The 18,016-nt window shown below is 62.9% G+C and carries 12 protein-coding genes; 1 reads left to right on the top strand and 11 read right to left on the bottom strand.

The features are described from left to right. Positions 1–107: 107 nt before the first annotated feature. The 3 genes from IFR14_RS15575 to IFR14_RS15565 form a co-directional block, all read right to left on the bottom strand. Positions 108–5,675, bottom strand: a complete 5,568-nt coding sequence (locus IFR14_RS15575; RefSeq protein WP_137243587.1) for a DUF7507 domain-containing protein — start codon at positions 5,673–5,675, stop codon at positions 108–110. A gap of 127 nt (positions 5,676–5,802) precedes the next feature. Further along, a complete protein-coding gene (lepB, locus tag IFR14_RS15570) occupies positions 5,803–6,543 on the bottom strand; it encodes a signal peptidase I (protein ID WP_137243586.1) in 741 nt (246 codons plus the stop codon). 366 nt (positions 6,544–6,909) lie between these two features. Then, the gene (locus tag IFR14_RS15565) at positions 6,910–7,443 is read right to left on the bottom strand and encodes a hypothetical protein (protein ID WP_137243585.1); all 534 of its coding nucleotides are present in this window, start codon (positions 7,441–7,443) and stop codon (positions 6,910–6,912) included. Between the two features lie 270 nt (positions 7,444–7,713). Here IFR14_RS15565 and IFR14_RS15560 point away from each other — a divergent pair, with 270 nt between their 5' ends. Beyond that, positions 7,714–8,457: a hypothetical protein gene (locus tag IFR14_RS15560; protein WP_137243584.1), complete on the top strand. Its 744-nt coding sequence runs from the start codon at positions 7,714–7,716 to the stop codon at positions 8,455–8,457. 18 nt (positions 8,458–8,475) lie between these two features. Here the strand turns inward: IFR14_RS15560 and IFR14_RS20625 are convergent, their stop codons facing one another. The 8 genes from IFR14_RS20625 to IFR14_RS21575 form a co-directional block, all read right to left on the bottom strand. Further along, complete coding sequence (locus tag IFR14_RS20625) at positions 8,476–9,198, bottom strand: arginase family protein (RefSeq protein WP_198425062.1); 723 nt, start codon at positions 9,196–9,198, stop codon at positions 8,476–8,478. Positions 9,199–11,181: 1,983 nt separating this feature from the next. Then, complete coding sequence (locus tag IFR14_RS15550) at positions 11,182–11,331, bottom strand: hypothetical protein (RefSeq protein WP_191941594.1); 150 nt, start codon at positions 11,329–11,331, stop codon at positions 11,182–11,184. Between the two features lie 38 nt (positions 11,332–11,369). Continuing rightward, entirely contained in the window at positions 11,370–12,560 is a 1,191-nt protein-coding gene (locus IFR14_RS15545) for an ABC transporter permease (protein ID WP_137243583.1), read from the bottom strand. Next, complete coding sequence (locus tag IFR14_RS15540; protein WP_137243582.1) at positions 12,557–13,255, bottom strand: ABC transporter ATP-binding protein; 699 nt, start codon at positions 13,253–13,255, stop codon at positions 12,557–12,559. The genes IFR14_RS15545 and IFR14_RS15540 overlap by 4 nt, the downstream gene beginning before the upstream one ends. Next, entirely contained in the window at positions 13,252–14,448 is a 1,197-nt protein-coding gene (locus IFR14_RS15535; RefSeq protein WP_191941593.1) for an efflux RND transporter periplasmic adaptor subunit, read from the bottom strand. The genes IFR14_RS15540 and IFR14_RS15535 overlap by 4 nt, the downstream gene beginning before the upstream one ends. A gap of 50 nt (positions 14,449–14,498) precedes the next feature. After that, entirely contained in the window at positions 14,499–15,971 is a 1,473-nt protein-coding gene (locus IFR14_RS15530) for a sensor histidine kinase (RefSeq protein ID WP_137243580.1), read from the bottom strand. Next, the gene (locus tag IFR14_RS15525) at positions 15,961–16,683 is read right to left on the bottom strand and encodes a response regulator transcription factor (RefSeq protein WP_191941592.1); all 723 of its coding nucleotides are present in this window, start codon (positions 16,681–16,683) and stop codon (positions 15,961–15,963) included. Before IFR14_RS15525 ends, IFR14_RS15530 begins: the two co-directional genes overlap by 11 nt. Positions 16,684–17,707: 1,024 nt before the next feature. After that, the gene (locus IFR14_RS21575) at positions 17,708–18,010 is read right to left on the bottom strand and encodes a hypothetical protein (RefSeq protein ID WP_428844508.1); all 303 of its coding nucleotides are present in this window, start codon (positions 18,008–18,010) and stop codon (positions 17,708–17,710) included. Positions 18,011–18,016: the final 6 nt, after the last annotated feature.

Here is an 18,016-nt window from a genome sequence, read left to right as displayed (position 1 = left end):
TCACGGCTCGGGCGAACTCGGCCCGAGGGCGACCAAGAGGCACTGGTTGTGACGGGAGCCTGCGATGAATCGTCGCGCCTCCCCATTCGGGTGAGGCTTCCTCAAGTTCATCGGGAGACGCCAGCAGATGATTGGCGTCGTGTGGCGATGATCGCTGAGGTGCCGGCAAGGAGGGCGAAGAGAGCGAGGAGGAGATTGATGCGTGGGTCGTTGCCGGTAATGGAGAGGCTGCCGGTGCTGGCAGGTGGAACCATGCCGACCTGGACTACGGCATGTGCTTCGCCCGACGAGATAGTCGCGGTGCCAATGCCCGAAGCGGACGCCGTGGCAACGTTGCGCACTTCGCCGGTTGTGGCGTCGGCCGCTGTGATCTCGTACTCCGCTGTAGCGGCACAGTCTGTGCGTTTCCCTGGGGACAGTTCGGTTGCTGTGCAGGTGATGGTGCCGGCCATAGGGTCGGAGATCGCGAGATCCGTCAGCGTCGCCGCCCCGTCGTTGGTGACGGAGAACGACCAACGGATTCGGTCGTTCGCGGTGATGCGGCTATCGCTGTTGACGTCGATTGGAGTTCCAGTTTTCGTCAGACCGATTGCTGTTGCTCCGGTGAAGGGCAGCACGAGGGTGGACGGCTCTGCTGTGATCGGTTGGTCAGAGCCAGGCGAGTTAGCGTTCGCGGTCGCCGTGTTCGTTAGCGAGCCCGCGTCGATGTCCTCCTGGGTGACGGAGTACGGTGCGACGCATTCGACATATTCGCCGGGCAGAAGACGATTGTCGTCGCAGGTGATGGAGGGGAGTGGGTTCGTTCCCGAGAAGTTCTGCTCGAGGACTGCGATTTCCGTCAGTGTGACGTTGCCGGTGTTGGTGACGCGGAAACGGTACTCAACCTCCTCTCCGACAGCCGTGAGCCCGTCAACGTCGGCTGTTTTCAAGAGCGAGAGCTGTGGGAGCTGATCGACGGATAGTTCCACGGTCGATGCGTCAGAGCTGATCGAGCCGGTCGGCGCGGTGGCGGTGGCGGTGGCTGTGTTTGACAGGACGCCAGCGTCGACGTCGTCCTGGGTGATGACGTAGTCGGCTTCACAGATCAATTGCTTGTCGGGGTCGAGTGTCCTGTCGTCGCCGCAATCGATGGCCGAGAGCTCGCCGGTTCCGGTGAACGCTCCCTCGGCCACAGCGATGTCCTGTATCGAAACGTTGCCCGTGTTCGTGATGACGAAGGAGTAGGTCACTTTGTCGTGTAGCACGAGGTCCGTCGGTGTTGCGGACTTGACCAGTGAGATGCCGGGCTCAGCGACGATGGTCATCGCTACTGAAGACGGATCGCTGGCGACGTTCACATCGGAGATGGCGACTGCGGTCGCGATGGCGGTGTTGTCGATATGTCCGGCGTTGACGTCTGCTTGCGTGACTTTGTAGGAGCCGGTGCAGACGACTGACTGTTGCGGGGCCGCATTGGTGGCGTCGCAAACCACCTTGATGTCGTCACCTGTACCGGTGAATGCAGTCTCGGTGATCGCGACGTCACTCACCGACACATTGCCGGTGTTCGTGACGGTGAAGGTGTACTCGATGGTGTCGCCGGCTGCGCGGACGGTGGCTGGCAACGCCGTCTTCTCAAGGGCGATCGATGGTGTTTGCGCGACGGTCACCGTCGCCGTGGAGGGCTTGGATGTGGGTGTCTCCACGCCCGTCGGTGCTGTGCCGGATGCGGTCGCGGTGTTCTGCACTGAGCCTGCGTCGAGATCGGCCTGCGTGATGAGGTAGGCGGCGGTGCAGGTCGTACTGTCGCCGGGTGCGAGTGCGGCCGCGCCGTCGATGCAGGTGACTTGTGGTGCGTTGCCTGCCCCGGTGAACTGGGTCTCCTCCACGGTGATATCGCTGAGCGTGACGTCGCCGGTGTTGGTGACGAGGAACGAGTAGGTGATCGTGTCGTCGATTGCCTGAACGGTTTCGACGTCGGTGGTTTTTGTCAGTGAGATTGCGGAGCTGCGCACGAGCTCGTTCGTGTCGTCGTCTGAAGCGGACAGGGTCACCCCCGGCAGTGTCGGATCGATTGCGGTCGCTCGTGCACTGTTGGAGATCTTGTTGTCCGTCTCAGCCGCTTGTACGACGCGAACAGTGACGGTCAGTGCCTGTGTTGAACCGGCGCCCCCGGTCCCGATGTCACCGTTGCGAATGACACCTGCTGCGGCAAGAGTGGACACCGGCCAGGTGACGGTGCCGCCGGGACGGAGGCCATCGCTGTCCGAGGCGCTCTGGTTGGAGACGGTGCCACCGGCGTTCGCTGAAACGAATGCCAGGGTACTGGGGAGTTCGTCTGTGACGGCGACATCGCTGAGGGTTTCACCTGTTAGCAGGTTGGCGACATCGATTGTGTAGCTGAACTCTTCGCCCATCGCGACGCTGGTTCGTCCATCATCTTTCGTCAGCTTCAGGAGGTTCTTGCCCTGGGCGACGACGAAACAGGCGGTGTCATTGTTGTTCGTATTGACCGGGTCCGACATGATGCCGGTGACGGTGGCGGCGAAGCAGGTTTTTTCGCCGACCAGCTCGCCGCCGGGGATGACCGCGGGGAGGTTCAACGCGTCGGGTGTGTTGATCATCAGGGTTCGGGGTGCGCCGCTGTCGGTCACCGGCGAGCAGGTCAGGGTGACGGGGCCGAGGATTGCTCCGTCGCTGGCCACGTCGCTCGCGTCGCAGGTCCAACCCATGGGCGTCACGCTGGTGATTCGGATGCCAGCGGGGATCGCGATGTCTACGGTCGCCGGAGCTGCCGCGGAGCCGCCGAGGTTCGTGATCGTGAACGGAACCGTGCCCGGCCGGCCGGCTTGAAGCGGTAGGCGGTCGGGGACAGAGACCTTGAGGTCTGCCTCCTGCGTTGTGGCGCAGACCGGGCGCGGCTCGGCGGGCAGTGTGCTGCTGCTGTCGATCGCGACCGAGTTGCATGCGACGGCGCCCGCTGGAGCACCCGGGACGACGTTCGCCGTGAACTCGAAACGGGTGGAGCCTCCGGGGGCGAGCGTGCCGGTCACCTGCGCACGGATCGCACTTGCTCCGCTGGCGGTGCTGGCCCACCCGGTCTTGCAGCCGGGATTACTCGGAAGGACTTCCGCGCGGCACGGGTTGGTTGAACTGGAGTAGGTGAGTGTCAGGTTCGCGGACTTCGAGGTGATCGTGTTCAAGGTTTCTGCGAAGGTGCTGCCACGGCCGTCTGCGAGGTGTGGGAGCACGTCGTAGCCGACGAGGTTGGTGAGCACCGTGTTGCCGGAGTTCACGAAGGAGACGCGATAGCGGATGTCGCTCGCGTCGGGATCGACACCGACGACGACGTCCGGGTTCGAGATCCAATCGCAACTGCCCTTCGGCGTGACAAAGCAGATCTCCTTGACAACATCCAGGCGCGCCACGCCACTGACGACGAGGTTCGTGTTCGCAGAGGCAAACGCCTCAGTCTGATTGCCGTCTCCGTCGACATCCGTCGCGTCGACGATCTTGCCGCTCCAGGTGGTCGTGTTCGGTTCGAAGGTGTTGCGAGCGTCGCCTGCCCAGACGCTCGCCTGGCTGTTGGTTCCGGCGACAACCGACGAGGTAGGGCTGGCGGCTACGGTCATCGTCGGCCACGTCGCATTCATGCCGAAGGTCGCTGCAGTGGGCCAGGAAGCGATGACGGCCTGACGAGTGACACCGCCAATAGTCACATTCTTGTAGGTGAAGCTGACGCCAGGCGGTACCGCCCCCGCGGCGAAGGCCGCCGAGTTCGGTAGTACCTTCCAGCCAGCGGGGGCGATGAACACATACTGCGGCGAGACGCTGCGATTCGCTGGGATGTTCGTCGTCGAACCCCTCACGTTGAATGTGACCTTGCCGGCTGGGACGACCTGTCCGCCCCCTTCGACAATCGGTGCCCCGTCGAAACCAGCCGAAAAACCGGGTGTCGCCACCGGAACGACGACTTTCGGCCACTCGCGGAATGTCACGGTTCCCGAGGCCATCGTCTCGAGCGGCTCGATCTGCGGGTGGTCTGGGTAGGTCATCGTCGCGGTGGCGGTGTTCGACCACTGGACGAACGGTGTTCCCACCGGGACTTCGTACGAGTAGGTGACTCTAAAGACCGTGCCTGCTGTGCCTGTTTGCACGATGTTCGGGCCGGCGAGACTGCCGGAGGTCACGGTTGCTGAGGTGATCCAGCTTCCGGCAGGGGCTGTATATGAGCCCGTGGCGGAGTCCGAGGTGGATGTCGTCCCGTTGGTGACCGTATAGGCGATCTTCGCGGCGGGGCTGGTTGCGGTGGTGTCGATACGCCGAACCCTCGCCGGAGAGTCTCCGAGGTCCTTGTCCACGATGGTCGAGACGCCGGTGGCGTTCCCCCGGTTGACGGACTCCACAAACCACTGCTTGTTTTGGCTGAAAGGGGCCAGGGTTTGCCCGGGCGAGCATACCCGCCCCCACTCGTCACGCCCGGAGACCGGACAGGTGAGGCCGGCGACCTTCGGGGGTACGTTGACGTATCGCTCGCCAGCGACGATCGCATCGGAGGTTGAGATCTTGCTTTGGTCGGCTCGTCCGAACGGCTCGACGCGCACTACATCGTGCGTGAACGAGGTAGTGGCCGTCTTGGTCGTCGCACCGTCGTCGAGGTAGGTCACTGAGACATCGGCGTTGTTCGTGACCGGAACACTGAAGTCGGCCCCGCCAGCGCTCTCGGGGAACGCGCTCGCTGGGTATCGGACCGTGACCGAGCGCGGGTTGTAGCCGAACCCTTGGCTCCAACCTGAGAACGCCGATACGCCCCAGCCGCCGGCAGCGGTTGCACCCGATCCGCTCCAAGTCACCGTCTGCGTAGCAGCGTCGTATGTCCCGCCATCAGATGCACTGACGAATTGTGCCCGCGCGGGAAGACGGTCCACCACTGTGTAGTTCTTCGCGCACTGCAGGTTTCCGGCAGCGGTCCACCGTCCCGAACCTCGATTCGAGAAACATCCGTCCGACATGGCGATCCGGTAGGTCAGGTCGACGTCCGGGCGCACCGAAGCTGGGCCCGTCTTGATGATGCTTGGCGCCGTCGGCAAACTAATCTGCCAGGTGACCGATGGAGCGTCGGCGGTCGCTGAAGCGACCGCATTGGGCGACGCAATCGTTGCGGAATTCTGAATCTCGTAGCCGTCGGGGAAGTATGCAGGTGCCGTCACGCCGGGTGCGCTCGTGTCGATGTCGCGCACGTACTGCACCAGGAAGGTGGAGGATGTGCCGGCTGCGACGTTACCCAAGCGCACGGTGACCCCCGCAGTGATACTGTTCGCGATGGTCGCGCCGCCACCTGCCGGCGGTGTCCACGTCTCGTACCGGTGGATGCGGAAGGTTCCGTAGGTGGGATCCAGCGCTGCGGCTGGAAGAGTCACGACCGCATCAGTGCATTCCGCCACCGAGCAGGAATATGCGATGCGGTAGCCGAGACGATTGTTCTGCTGATTGAATCCCGCCGTCGTCACGACGTCACCTGTCGTCGTATCGACAGGTGTGATCTCGATCGAGAGAATGGCAGGGCCGACCGCTGAAGCGCTGCCAGCGGTGACCGGTACCGTCCCGACCGCCAGGACGGCACCGAGTAGCGCCGGCAGCAGGAGCCGGGCGCGACGGGTGAACGGGCGCGCGTGACGACGTGAACTTCTAGGCATGTGTGGACCCTTCCCCGCATGAACCTAGGGTTCACACGGCCCTGGAAGGTCAACGAGTTAGCGAACTCACCCCGGAGTTCACCCTTTCGGACGTGTCGTCAGAGCGCGACGGACGGCTTGGGCAGTTTCACCGGTCGTTGACGCTCGAGGGTACGCCGAGGAAGACGGTGCTGTGGTTGTCGAGCCAGCTCCATCGGTTGGTTGGCCAGGTGGTCAGGATGGCGCGCCCGACGACGTTGTCGATCGGGACGAAGCCTTTCCCTGGCAGCGTCGGGTGGTAGCGGGAGTCTTGGGAGTTGCTGCGGTTGTCACCCAGCACCCAGAGCGCGTTTGGAGGAACGATCACGTCGAACGTCATCGAGGAGGCCGCGGTTCCTTCGCCGTGGGGTTTGATGTAGCTGTGTTCGTCGACTGGTACGTCGTTGATGGTGATCTGGCCGAGAGGGTTGCAACACACGACGTGGTCGCCGGGAAGACCGATGACCCGTTTGATGAGGTGGTCGTTCGCGTCATCGGCGGCGAGGCCGATGCCCTGCAGTACCCAGTCGAGGGCCGCCTGCGCCGGCTCCTTGTTGGGCTCCGGTTTCGGGGCTAGCCACCCGCCAGGATCTGTGAAGACGACGATGTCTCCTCGCTCGATGGGTAGAAGCCGTGGCTCGAGCTGATTCACCAACACGCGGTCTTCTTTCTGCAGTGTGTTCTCCATTGAGCCCGAAGGTATGTAGAACGAGCGCACGAGGAAGGACTTGATCAGGACCGATGCCAGGAGGGCGATCGCGACGATGATCAGGAGATCACGGGTGAACAACCACCCAGACTTCCTGCGGGGCGGGATGGCGGCGGCGTCCGGCGCTGCTGTCTCGGTCAAGTGCCTCCCCTTTCAGGGCCGGTGCCACACGTCTCCGGGTCGGACGTGGAGTGAGCGACCCGTATGGCTTGCGATCACCGGTGGGGCCCGAAGATACACCGGTGGTCCAGGATACGGAGCATCGATGGTGGGGTTGGAAGTAGCGTGTCACATCGAGACGAGACGGTGCCCAGAACACCACAGTAAGACCCGGGCAAGTCATCGCCGACGACGACACCGCAGCTGCAGAAGCGTTTGTAAAACCTGACGGACGTGCTCGCTGCCGTGGAGAAAGCCTGGCTGCTCGATCGGCGTGCCGAGCTTCGTCAGGAAGACCATCCCAGTGTTGTCCCCTGGGGTGCTCCTCGGCGGCCCTGCTGCAGAACCTCAGCGACCACCGGCGGAACGAGTGCGCCGTTGCGCGGCCCGGTCCTCGGAGTCGTCCGTCGAGGGGAGAATGCTGTCGCGTCCGGATCGAGCCATGAGTAGGAGGACCAGGGCGCCGCCGGAGAGGATGCCGTCGACGATGCCGGCGGGCAGCATGAAGATCATGAGCACGAGGGTGACGGTGCAGTTGATCAGGGAGAGGTGGAGACCCCAGGCGCGGTTCTTCAGCACGCCGATCGCGCCGACGGTGCGGAGTGCGCCGAAGATGCCGCTCATGACCATCATCAGTGCGAGGTTGTCGTTCAGGTCGGGCAGAGCGAAAACATGGACGCCGGGTGGCAGATCCCCGGGGATCAGGCCCAGGGCGAGCATGACTGGTAGGGCGAGCGTGATGAGCCCCTCCATGGCAAGGCCTTGAATGAGGAGGAGGAAAGCGGCGAGGCGGAGTCGTGCGCGCCGGACGGCGATCGGTCGTACGGCAGGCATCTGCGGCGTTGTCTGGAACGGCTGGTTCGTCGTCTCATCGTGGGTCACGATGTCACGGTAGAGAACTGATTCCCGGACCGCCATCGACCATCTGGGGGATATCGATGTGCGCGCCCGATCCGGAGTCGTCCAACGCGGTGGACAGCTCGCCATGCTGGTCGAGTTGCTCGGCCGGCTCTCGAGAGGTCACCCGAAAGATCACCCGAGCGTCCCGTCCATTCGGGTTGTCGAGCTGTGAAACTACCCCGGTAGGAGGCCGTTGACCCGTGAGGTCACATGCTTCCGCCATGTTCCGATCCGTCTGAAAGGTCCGACTCCATGCGCAACATCCTCAGCGGCTGCGGCATCGCCGTGTGCCTCCTGATGCTCGTTCCTTCGGCGGCTCGAGCCGAGACGTCGGAGGTCGTCGGTGCGATCGCTGTGCCGCTGGATGCAGCTGTGTGGGGTGACCGGGCCCCGCTCACCGCTCCGGGGTCGATCGCTCTCCCGTATGCGTTCTCGACCGCAGAGATACCGACGGTGACGGGCACAGGATTGATGGTGCCGGCTCCCGAGGCGGGATGCATCCGTTTGGTCAACGGTCTCACCATGACCGTGACGGTTGCGGGTAGCAGGGCGTCGACAGCTGTGCAGGTCACGCCGTTCACCGCGCCGGATCCGACTCGGGAGGATGCCGGTGCGACGTCCGATCTGACCCGTGTCCTCCCGCCGAGCGAGCTGTCCCAGACCGTCTCCGGAACGACGATGTTCGGCGAACCCGTGCCCTCCGAGCGTGCGTTCTTCACGGTCGCCTTCGGCAGTGAGGTCGCGGCCGACTGGACGATCGAGCGGATCGGTTTCATCGTCACGGACAAGTGCGGGGCGTCGCCGGGATTGGAGCCTGCTGTTCCACCAGCGCCGGTCCCGCAGGAATCGCCGTCTCAGGAGCCTCCTGCAGTCGCGGGGGAGCGACTGGCGGAGACCGGGGTCGACCCGGGTATGGCAGGTGCGCTCGGGGCAGTGATGCTGGTGCTGGGAGTCGTAGCGCTCCGTCGCCCTCGCAGAGGTCCTGCCGTGCGTTGATTCTGGACGTGGCCGCTGTCACCGGCGCTGCGCTTCACCAGCCGTGCCCGGGCCGCCGCCCAGCGGCACCAGGGCAGTGCTGCGCTCCATCGCGAGCATGAGGGCTTCGAGTGCGTGCATGATCGATTGCGCGTCCCGTCGGGAGTCGGATGAAGGCGCGTCGTCGGTCTCGAGTTCACCGATCTCGAGACCGACGACCTCGGATCGTGCAATGGCGTGGGCGCACGCGGTCAGCTGTGCGAGGGTCAGACCAGCGGCGACTCGATAGTCCGTGGGAACCGTGCCCGGCTCGAGAACATCGCAATCGATGTGCACGTATGGAGGTCGCCCTGCCAGCGCGTGCTGCAGATGCGCAGCCATACCGTGCTCGACGCCGACCACGTCGATGTCGCGTTCGGCGATGAGCTCGTGTTCCATCGGTTCGATGTCCCTTGCGCACTGTCTTCGTGCCCGAAAAACTGGCTCGGCGCGCAGCATGTCCGGCCGTGAATTCGATGAGGCCAGGACTCTGCTGGCAGCCGCAAGCGCGGCCCCAGGGAAGGTTGACCACTGGATGCGCCATGGCGTCGGCGTCGAGATCGCCGGTAAACTCGTGGTGTGACTGACGATCGGCAGGATCAGCTGATGCGTTGCGACACTCTGCTTGTGTATATCGCGGTGCTCGATCAGCCGGGGTAACTCATCGATGCCTGTGCCGCCGTCTCGGGCGATGTGGATGACCTCCGGCTGGCTGTTGAGCAAGCGTTCGATCTGGGTCCGGTCGCAGCAGCCGCTGTTCTTTCAATGCAGATTCGACGGTTCACGCCGTGCGAACGGCACCGAATCGTGGACGAACTCGCCGAACTTGACGCGCAGCTGCGCTAACGGGAGCACGTTGTCTGAATCTCTCCTGGACGTAGCGAGCGTGTCGGTTGGTCATCGGGCCGTCCCGCACGACCCCCTCGAGAATTCTCCGTTTGCGGTTCGTCTTGAGGCTGTCGGATGATACTCATCGGGGGCCAATCTGTTTACGAAAAAGCGCGCCGGTTTCGCGGTGATCCTTGCCACCATGTCGGTTGCGATGGTCGGGATAGCAGGTGCTGCACCCGGAGGAAGGGCATCTACTAGGGTTCGGACGTCTGCTGGCAGGTCGACCGTGCGTGCCTCTGCCGGAGCGAGGCTGTCTGGTTCGGATCGTGATGAAGTACTTCGAGCGGGAAAGCGAGCTAGAGCCATCACTGTCTCGGCGGCGCAAGCAAAGACGACGCGCGGATGGGTCGATCCTCGACGAAGAAGGATCTGGTGCAGTCGCGCGTCGATGGCGTCAGACACCTCAGCAGTGGCGAGCGCCGAGCCAATGGCCGCGGCGGTCAGCCCTGAGCGCAATGGGCGCCGGAAAGGGTCGTCTCGGAGATCGAGCAGCCCAACCCGGATGACGAAACTCGAGAGCGCGACGGAACTGAAACGCACTACGTGCCGGCTCTCGACTCCGGCCGCCGCAGAGTCGCGGTACGCCAGCAGTCCGCACGCCAGACTCGCAGCTACGGCATGACGCTTGCCCCCTGGATCTGCCGATCGGGACAGCGAACGGAGCATGCGGGAGGTTTCACGGGGCGAGTCTGGCGTCGGGCAACTGTATCTGAGCGCCTCTTACGATTCTGAACGGCTCGATGGCGTAGCTCGTGCGGTCGAACACTCAGCCGCCGTGATACTTCAGCGAACACACGGGGATGCCCCCGGAATATGCTTCGCCGCGGCTCCCGGGATCGGCGCGGCGCGCAGTCTTACAGACGACCACTTCGGATTCATTGTGAGGTTGTTGGGTTCGTTCCGACGAAAGGGGAGTGATGGGCGCGAGCCGCGAACCCCACGAACTCAACATGACCAATGAGGGCTCCAGGTGGACGGCCGTCGCCGTCGACCTCGCGCTCAGGGGCGGACCCTCGTTGAAATGGCCGACAGGGCCGTGATCTGACCGGAGGCTCGCTCGACGTCTCAGCCGAGTCGTCCGCGACCTCGACGTCCGGACGCGGCAGACTACTGATTTCGCCGGCCGTCTTCCTGTGGCCGTCGCGCTCGCGTGACGCTCACGGTCGTCTGCTGACGGTAGACGGCGAGGATATGGAGCATGAGTCCGGCCCTTGCAGTCCGCTTCCTTTCTCGCCATCCTTTGGATCGGTCTTCTCCTGAGCTAGCGCTGATCCCAGTCCCAGTCCCAGTCCGGCAGGTTCATACCGGGCATCGCGTTGAGCGACTGTTGCTATTCGCGGCGTTCAGTGGTCTCGCTTGCATTTGGCAGGGGTGCCGTCCCAGGTGCGGAACATCAAGGGCGACGCTCGTTTCCTGTGCCGTGCGCGAATCAACCTTGTCGAGGACCGCGTCTAAGCTGCTCGAGGGACCGTTCGTTCAGGACGTACGGGCGCACCCAAGGGCAGTGTTCGTCGCATGTCGCTTCAGAGCCGGTGGATTCATTCGCGCAGCTCTAGAGAACGGCTTCCAGATCGAACGTCGACCGTTAGAGGGAAATTAGAGCTCTTGTCGGCACCGGCTACCAGCGATCACCCTTCATCCATCGCCTTCAGACAGCTGGACACGGCCTATGCCAGCGCTTGTGGTGTTTACGCGTCTGTGCCTCGAATGAGTCTTCGGGGAGGGGGAGAGTATTGGAGGCATCTTGGTCTTGGTTTGATGTGTACTCCGTTTGCGGTGCTTTCCGACCGAAAGGAAAGAATAGGGTACGGGATGTCAGAGTAGGAAGACGAGCGTGTACGCGAGTGTGAGGAGTAGGCCGAGAAGGATCACCGTGGTGGCGAGGATTCCGATGAGCACGGTTGTCTGTGCACTTTCTTGCTCGGTGGACGAGGCGGACATGGGTGTTGTCTTGGGATGCTTCACGGTGATCCTCTCGGTGAGCGTGTGATGGAGCGCTTGATTTAGGTGCCGACGCGGAGGGCGTCGACCGGGTTGAGTCGGGCCGCTTGGACCGCGGGGTACGTTCCGAAGAAGATGCCGATTGTTACGGAAAGGCCAGCGGCCAGCAACACGGTGGTTCCATCGATGACTGGCATGACGCCATTGATGGGGAATCTAGTGACGATGAGCGCGGTGAGGACGCCGAGGCTTCCGCCGATCACGCTGAGAGCGGTCGCTTCGATGACGAACTGACCCGCGATTGAGGGGGCTGGAGCGCCAAGAGCTTTTCGAATTCCGATTTCTCGTGTGCGTTCGCGCACGGTCAGCAGCATGACGTTGGTGACGCCGATTCCGCCGACGAGGAGGCTGATTGCGGCGACGCTCGAGAGCATCCCGTTCAGGCTTTCTTGGGCGCCGCCGAGTGTTTCGCGGAGTTGGTCGGAGGAGAAGATGTTTGGGGATGGTGTTCCGCGAGCCGCAAGGATGCTGACCGCTTGGGTCTTTGCCGCGTTGACGGCGGTGGGGGAACGTGCGCTAAGGGTGATGCTTGCGAGGGGACCGTATCCGCTGATGGTCGCGCGCATTCGGTCGATTGGGGCTATGAGGGTTCCATCTCCACCTTGGGTGCCGAATTTCTTGTCGGCGGCGGTGGGTGCAAGGATTCCGACGACTCGGATGGGGCTGCCGCCAGCAAGTATTGTTTGTCCGATCGCGGAGCGTCCTTCGGGGAACAGCTTGCTCGCGAGTGTCTGGTCCACGACGCCGACCGCTTCTCCGCCGAGGGCGTCGGACAGGGTGAAGGTTCTTCCCGTGACGAGCTGGGAGTTCTTGATGGTGAAGTACTCGGGGGTTGTTCCGATGATGGAGGCGGAGGCGGCTTCGGCGCCTGCGATGATCTTCGTATAGCCGCCGGCGGTGGGGGCCACCAGGTCGATGTCTGTGCCGAGTGGGCTCTCCGAGAGCGCGGTCGCGTCATCGAGGGTGAGCTGTGATTGTCCGACGTCTTGGGAGTATCCGGGGAACAGATCGATGGCACTGGCGCCGAGGGAGGCGATTTGGTCGTTGACCTGTTTCGTCGTTCCGTTGCCAACGGCTACCAGGGTGATCACAGAGCTGACTCCGATGAGGACCATGAGGACAGTGAGTCCCGATCGGGTGATGTTTCCTCGGATGCCGCGGATAGAAGATGCGGCAAGTTCAGCGAGTGTCATGAGCGCATCGTCTCGTTCTCGGTGTTCTGAATAACTGAGCCGTCCCGCATGGTGATGACGCGTTGTGCGCGAGCGGCTACGTCGTCCTCGTGAGTGATGATGATGATGGTTGCTCCTGCTTCATGGAGTTCGTCGAAAATCTGGAGGACACCGTTTGTTGCATGGGAGTCCAGGTTTCCTGTTGGCTCGTCGGCGAGAATGAAACTTGGCTCGTTCACGAGGGACCGGGCGACTGCGACGCGTTGTTGTTGTCCGCCCGACAGCTGGTTCGGTCGATGCTGCTCGCGGTCGTGCAGACCTACCAGGTGCAGTGCGTTCCTGGCTCGTTCTCGGCGGTCGCGGCGTGCAACGCCGGCATAGACCATCGGGAGTTCAACGTTCTCCATGGCGGTAAGCGCGGGAATTAGATTGAAGGATTGGAAGACGTATCCGATTTCGGTGTTGCGGATACGAGCAACCTCTCGTTCCGAGAGTCCATCAACCTGGGTGCCGGCGATGTGCAGCGAACCCGAGCTGGGACGGTCGAGGCATCCGAGGATATTGAGCAGGCTGGACTTCCCGGATCCGGACGGTCCGACGATGGCTAGGTACTGGCCTTGCGGAACAGCCAGGTCGACACCGTCCAGGGCGTTCACGTCGCCATTGCCGCTGCTGTAGGTGCGGTAGACGCTCCGAAGCTCGATCGCGGCTGTCATTGCGCGCTCCCCATTGGTGCTTTCCCCGCGCTGCCTGCTGCCGGGAGCTCGATGATGTCGCCTGGTTCGAGACCGTCGAGAATCTCGATGATGCCGTTGCCCGATAGGCCGATTGTCACCGGCACGGAACGTGGTGCCGCATTTTTGCCCGCTGGCACTCTCATGACCGTTGTCTTGCCAGGCACCGACTGATTGATAGCGGCAGCTGGCAGGGTGAGCACAGCTGTCCGAGAGGCTGTGACGATGGCGACGAACCCCGTCTGGCCGAGTTTCACGGTCGCAGGCGGATTGGACAGCTGGATTGTCACCGGGTAGCTGACGACTCCGTCAGTGGATGTCTGCGGGGTTGGAGCTACGGCGACGATGGTGCCTGACGTTGGGGCCTCGGATGGCCCACCTGCCAGCGTCACACTGGCGATTTGCTCGAGGGCAACGCGGCCGATATCCGCCTCGGGGATGAGGGCAGTGACCCGTAACGTGGATGTGTCCGAAATGGTGATCAGCGCGGTTGAAGCGGCCGGCTTTGCGGCGTCGGCGGCGGGTGCTTCGCTGGAGGTGCCTCCGCCAGAGGTCACGGAACCGACGGTCCCGTTGATGGCCGTCACGACCCCGGCGATCGGTGCTTTGAGTACTGTCTGGTCTCGCGCCGCCTGCGCAGCAGCGATCTCTCGAGCGGCGTCATCTCGAGCCTTCACAGCGTTTACGACATCCGTGTCTCGGCCGGGAAGCGATTCTTCCTGGCTGCGCACCGACGACACCGCTGACGCATACTCAGGTGCGTCTGGTGCAATCGCATTGAGGGTGTCTCGTGCGTCTGTCAGATTCTGTTTCGCCGAGGCATAGCTGCTTCGCGCGTTCACGACTGCGGTGTCCGCCGCTGAGAGAGCTTCTTGAGCCTTCTCTAACGCACGATCGGCGTCGGCCGGATCGACTGCGGCGAGGTCCTGGCCGACGGCGACTGCTTGTCCGAGGGTCACCGAGATGGAGGAGATGGTTCCTGGGCGGGCGAACGAAGCATTCGATGTCTGCGCTGCGGAGATCGCACCTTTGCCGCTGACGGTGGAGGTGACATCGCCCCTCGTCACCTTGACGGTCGACGTTGGGGCCGGGGGACTCGAAAACGATCCGCCCAACGCAAACACGCTGGCTGCAGCAATAGCTATGGCCGAAGCCCCCAGTACGACGATGACCATGCGTTTCTTCCTCATGGACATTGACCGTAGGGGTCGAAGTTAGGACTAACTTAAGCGCGCTGGCGCGGGATCTGCACCCGGAAGGTTGTGCCATCGACGGAGCTCAGCACACTCACGGTGCCTCCGAGTGCTTGGACGGTCGCGTCGACAATGGCTAAGCCGAGACCGACGGATCCGGTACGCCGCGATGAGTCGACCCGCCCCTGACTGAACCGGTCGAAGATTCTCGGCACGATCTCAGGGGCGATACCCGGCCCCTGATCTGCGACCTCGATGGCGACGAACTCGGTGCCCGGAATCAGCGAAACGGTGACTGCTGTCTTCGCGGGGGTGTGTTCGCGAGCGTTTGCGCAGAGATTGATGAGGACCTGGCGGATGGCAGCCTCATCGCTCTCAACGATCACCGGGGTGGGCGGGAGCTTGAACGTCCAGACACGTTCAGGAGACGCAATTCGCGCGTCCTCCACAGTTTCTACGAGCAGGAGCGAAAGGTCAGTGGGGGATCGGGCAAGGTCTCGCCCAGCGTCAAGTTTGGCGAGGGTCAATAGGTCTGCGACCAGGCTCGACAGGCGGATCGATTCCGAGGTGATGCGTGACAGCCCGCGCCGGACTTCGTCTGGCACGTCCGAGGCCCGCGCGTTGTGCTCGGCGTAGCCCCGAATCGAGGCCAGCGGATTACGAAGTTCATGACTCGCTTCTGCTACGAAGCGGCGCATCGCTTCTTCCGTTTGGAAACGTGCGTCGAGCGACATCTCAACATTGTCCAGAAGGCGGTTCAACGCGAGACCAACCATCCCTGCCTCAGTCCGCTCACCCAGCTCTACCGGATTCAACCGACGCCCGATGATGATCGCGCCGGACGAAAGCGGCATCGTCGCGACCTCGTCTGAGATCTCCACGATCTGTTCGAGCGGGACCATCGCCCGTCGAACGGAGCGATAGCCCAACACTGCCGCGACCGTCGCAGCAACCAACGACATCACACACGTGGTGACAAGGAGAGTGATGAGCGTGGAGACGATCGGGGTCTCCTCCACTCCGACGACGACCACACCACCCGCCCCACGACCGTTTGAGTCGTAGTCGTAGTACGTCGCGAGAGACCTGTACTGGTTTCCGTCAATGCTGATCGTGAAAAGGCCCCCATCGGGTTCAGTGCTCGCGGCGAGCGTCCGATTCTCCCGCGCATTGAGAGTTCGCAGCACGTACTTGCCGGTGAAGATATTCGAGGTCGTCACCACGTCGTCGACCAGAATGGCTCGGAAGCTACCGGAGGTGATCGGAAAAGAGTCGTCGTACCGGTACATCGGGAGCGCCTCGGGATCGTCGACCTGCGAGTGGATCGAATCCAAACTGGTGTTGAGAGCGAGAACGATGCTCTCATCGAGCTGGCGATTGAGCGTCGAAGAGACCGCGATCAACGAACCCAGCGTCACGACGGTGGTCGCGCCGAGAACCAGTACTGCGATTATCCGCACAATCGCGACTCGTAACGGGGCGCGTTCGAGCGATCTATCGGCCATCGGACGGCTCGGCGGCTCGGATCACGTAGCCGACGCGTCGAATGGTGTGGATCATCGGCGGTCTGCCCTCGTCAATCTTGCGACGCAGATAGGAGATGTAGAGCTCGACGAGATTTGATCCCCTGCCATAGTCGTAGTCCCAGACCTGGTTCAAGATCTGCTCCTTTGACAAGACGCGACCAGCGTTCTCGAGCAGATAGTGCAGCAGCGCGAATTCTCGCGCGGTCAGGCGAATGTCCTCCCCCGCGCGGCGCACGCAGTGTCTCTCTGGGACCAACTCGAGATCACCGAGACGAAGAGCGGAGCTCTGGCTGTCTCCAACGCTGGTGCTTGAGCGCCTGAGCAGACCGCGGAGTCGAGACACCACTTCGTCGATGCTGAAGGGTTTGGTGACGTAATCGTCGCCACCGGCATCAATGCCCAGAATGCGGTCTTCGACTGCGTCGTTCGCGGTGAGGAACAGCACACGGATATCGGGTAACTGCGTGCGTATGCGGTCGAGTACGTCCAGGCCGCTGAAGTCGGGCAGCACGATGTCAAGCACGGCGATATCTGGCTGGAACGTCAGTGCTGTACGGACGGCTGACATGCCCGTGCTGGCAGTTTCGACTGTCCACCCCTGCCCCGTCAGTACCTCGGCGAGTAGTTCGCGAATGCCCTCCTCATCGTCGACGATGAGAACGCGAATCTGGGTGGCTTGTGCACCGGTCAAGGGGACCTCTCCGTTCGTTGCATCTTTCGTCGATGAGCTGAGTGCTTCCGGACCGGGTAGCCGAAGGGGTGCCCGGTTTTGATGTCTCGCCCGACGAGTATGCAGGACTTCGAACGGCACGGGCTGGTCGTCGTGGAATGAGCGGTGGTTCCAGCGCTTGCTCACTCACCGAACGGGAGCGAGACGGTGAGGTTTCACGTTTTGCCTTGCCGAGCATAACGTCCTCACTCGCCACGCATGGGCCGGTATCGGTTGTTCCTTCCGATGAAGACCTTGAGGCATCGGCATCCGGACCGGGTGCGATGATCCACGTCGGGGTCGATGACCGGTTCGACAAAACCGGCCTCAGTGGTGACGGAAACCGGGCACACAATTCGATGGTGGTACCGCGGCGCCTCCGTCGGGGAGGCGTGGGCGCCGCGGATGACCAGAGTCTGACAGCTCCTGGTTGCCGGCGGAGTACCTTTCACGTCGAATCTCACCCCTTGTCGTCTCGAGTTCGTGCTGACGGCGCGGTGGGATGGGTAAGCGGAGACTCCACAGGAGGGTGCCGGCGATTGCCATAGGCGCGACCGCGGCGGCGAGCATGCCGCTGATGGCGATGAGGGTGGCGAGGATCCCGTGATGCGCCCAGGGCCCGGCCGGAGTCGTGGGGCTGTCGAGGTAGGTGACGCCGACGGACGGTTCAGCCCGCTGCATGGGCCGACGCTGACAACATCTTCGTCACCTACGCAGGCGAAAGCCAGAAGAATGCGGCGATTGTATCCGCGAAGGCCCTGTTCGCCAGCTTTAGTGCTGCCCGCGACGGGCGGGGTTTCGGCCAGGACGAGAACGCCTTCCAGGCCGGAGGCGTCCGCATCATCAGGGTCATCGAGCAGACCGCGAACGACGTGTTCGTTTGTTGAGCCCGCGTCGGCGCACGGTGGCGAACTCCGGAGCAAGGAAGGCGAGTCGATTGAGTCCTTGCAAACGTACGGTGTCGATTCGATCCAAGCGCTTCTTTCTGTATCACGGCGGCGGGTGGCTACCTCCAGCGGTACGTAATTTTGGCGTCATTGTCGGAACTTGGTGTAACCGCGTTGCTGACCTGATCTTTCAGTATCGACGAGTGAAATACGCGCGTTTCAATGCCCACTGATCTTCCATAGGGTTCGAATCTGCGAAGCGCCGGGCCGCTTAGTCGGCGTGGTCTGCCGAAAGAAGTGACGGCGGTCTTCGCGACGCTATAGGCGAGCTGCGGTCCATCCACGCGATGTGCCCCGATCGAGGAGGCGTTGACGACGGTTCCTCGAGTCTGTTGGAGCGACGGAGTTGCGGCCTTCGTCATGCGTAC

It is taken from the genome of Plantibacter sp. CFBP 8775 (assembly GCF_014839505.1).
Taxonomy (GTDB): domain Bacteria; phylum Actinomycetota; class Actinomycetes; order Actinomycetales; family Microbacteriaceae; genus Plantibacter; species Plantibacter auratus.
Note: the sequence above shows the minus strand (reverse complement) of the source record. Positions and strands in the feature narration are given on the sequence as shown.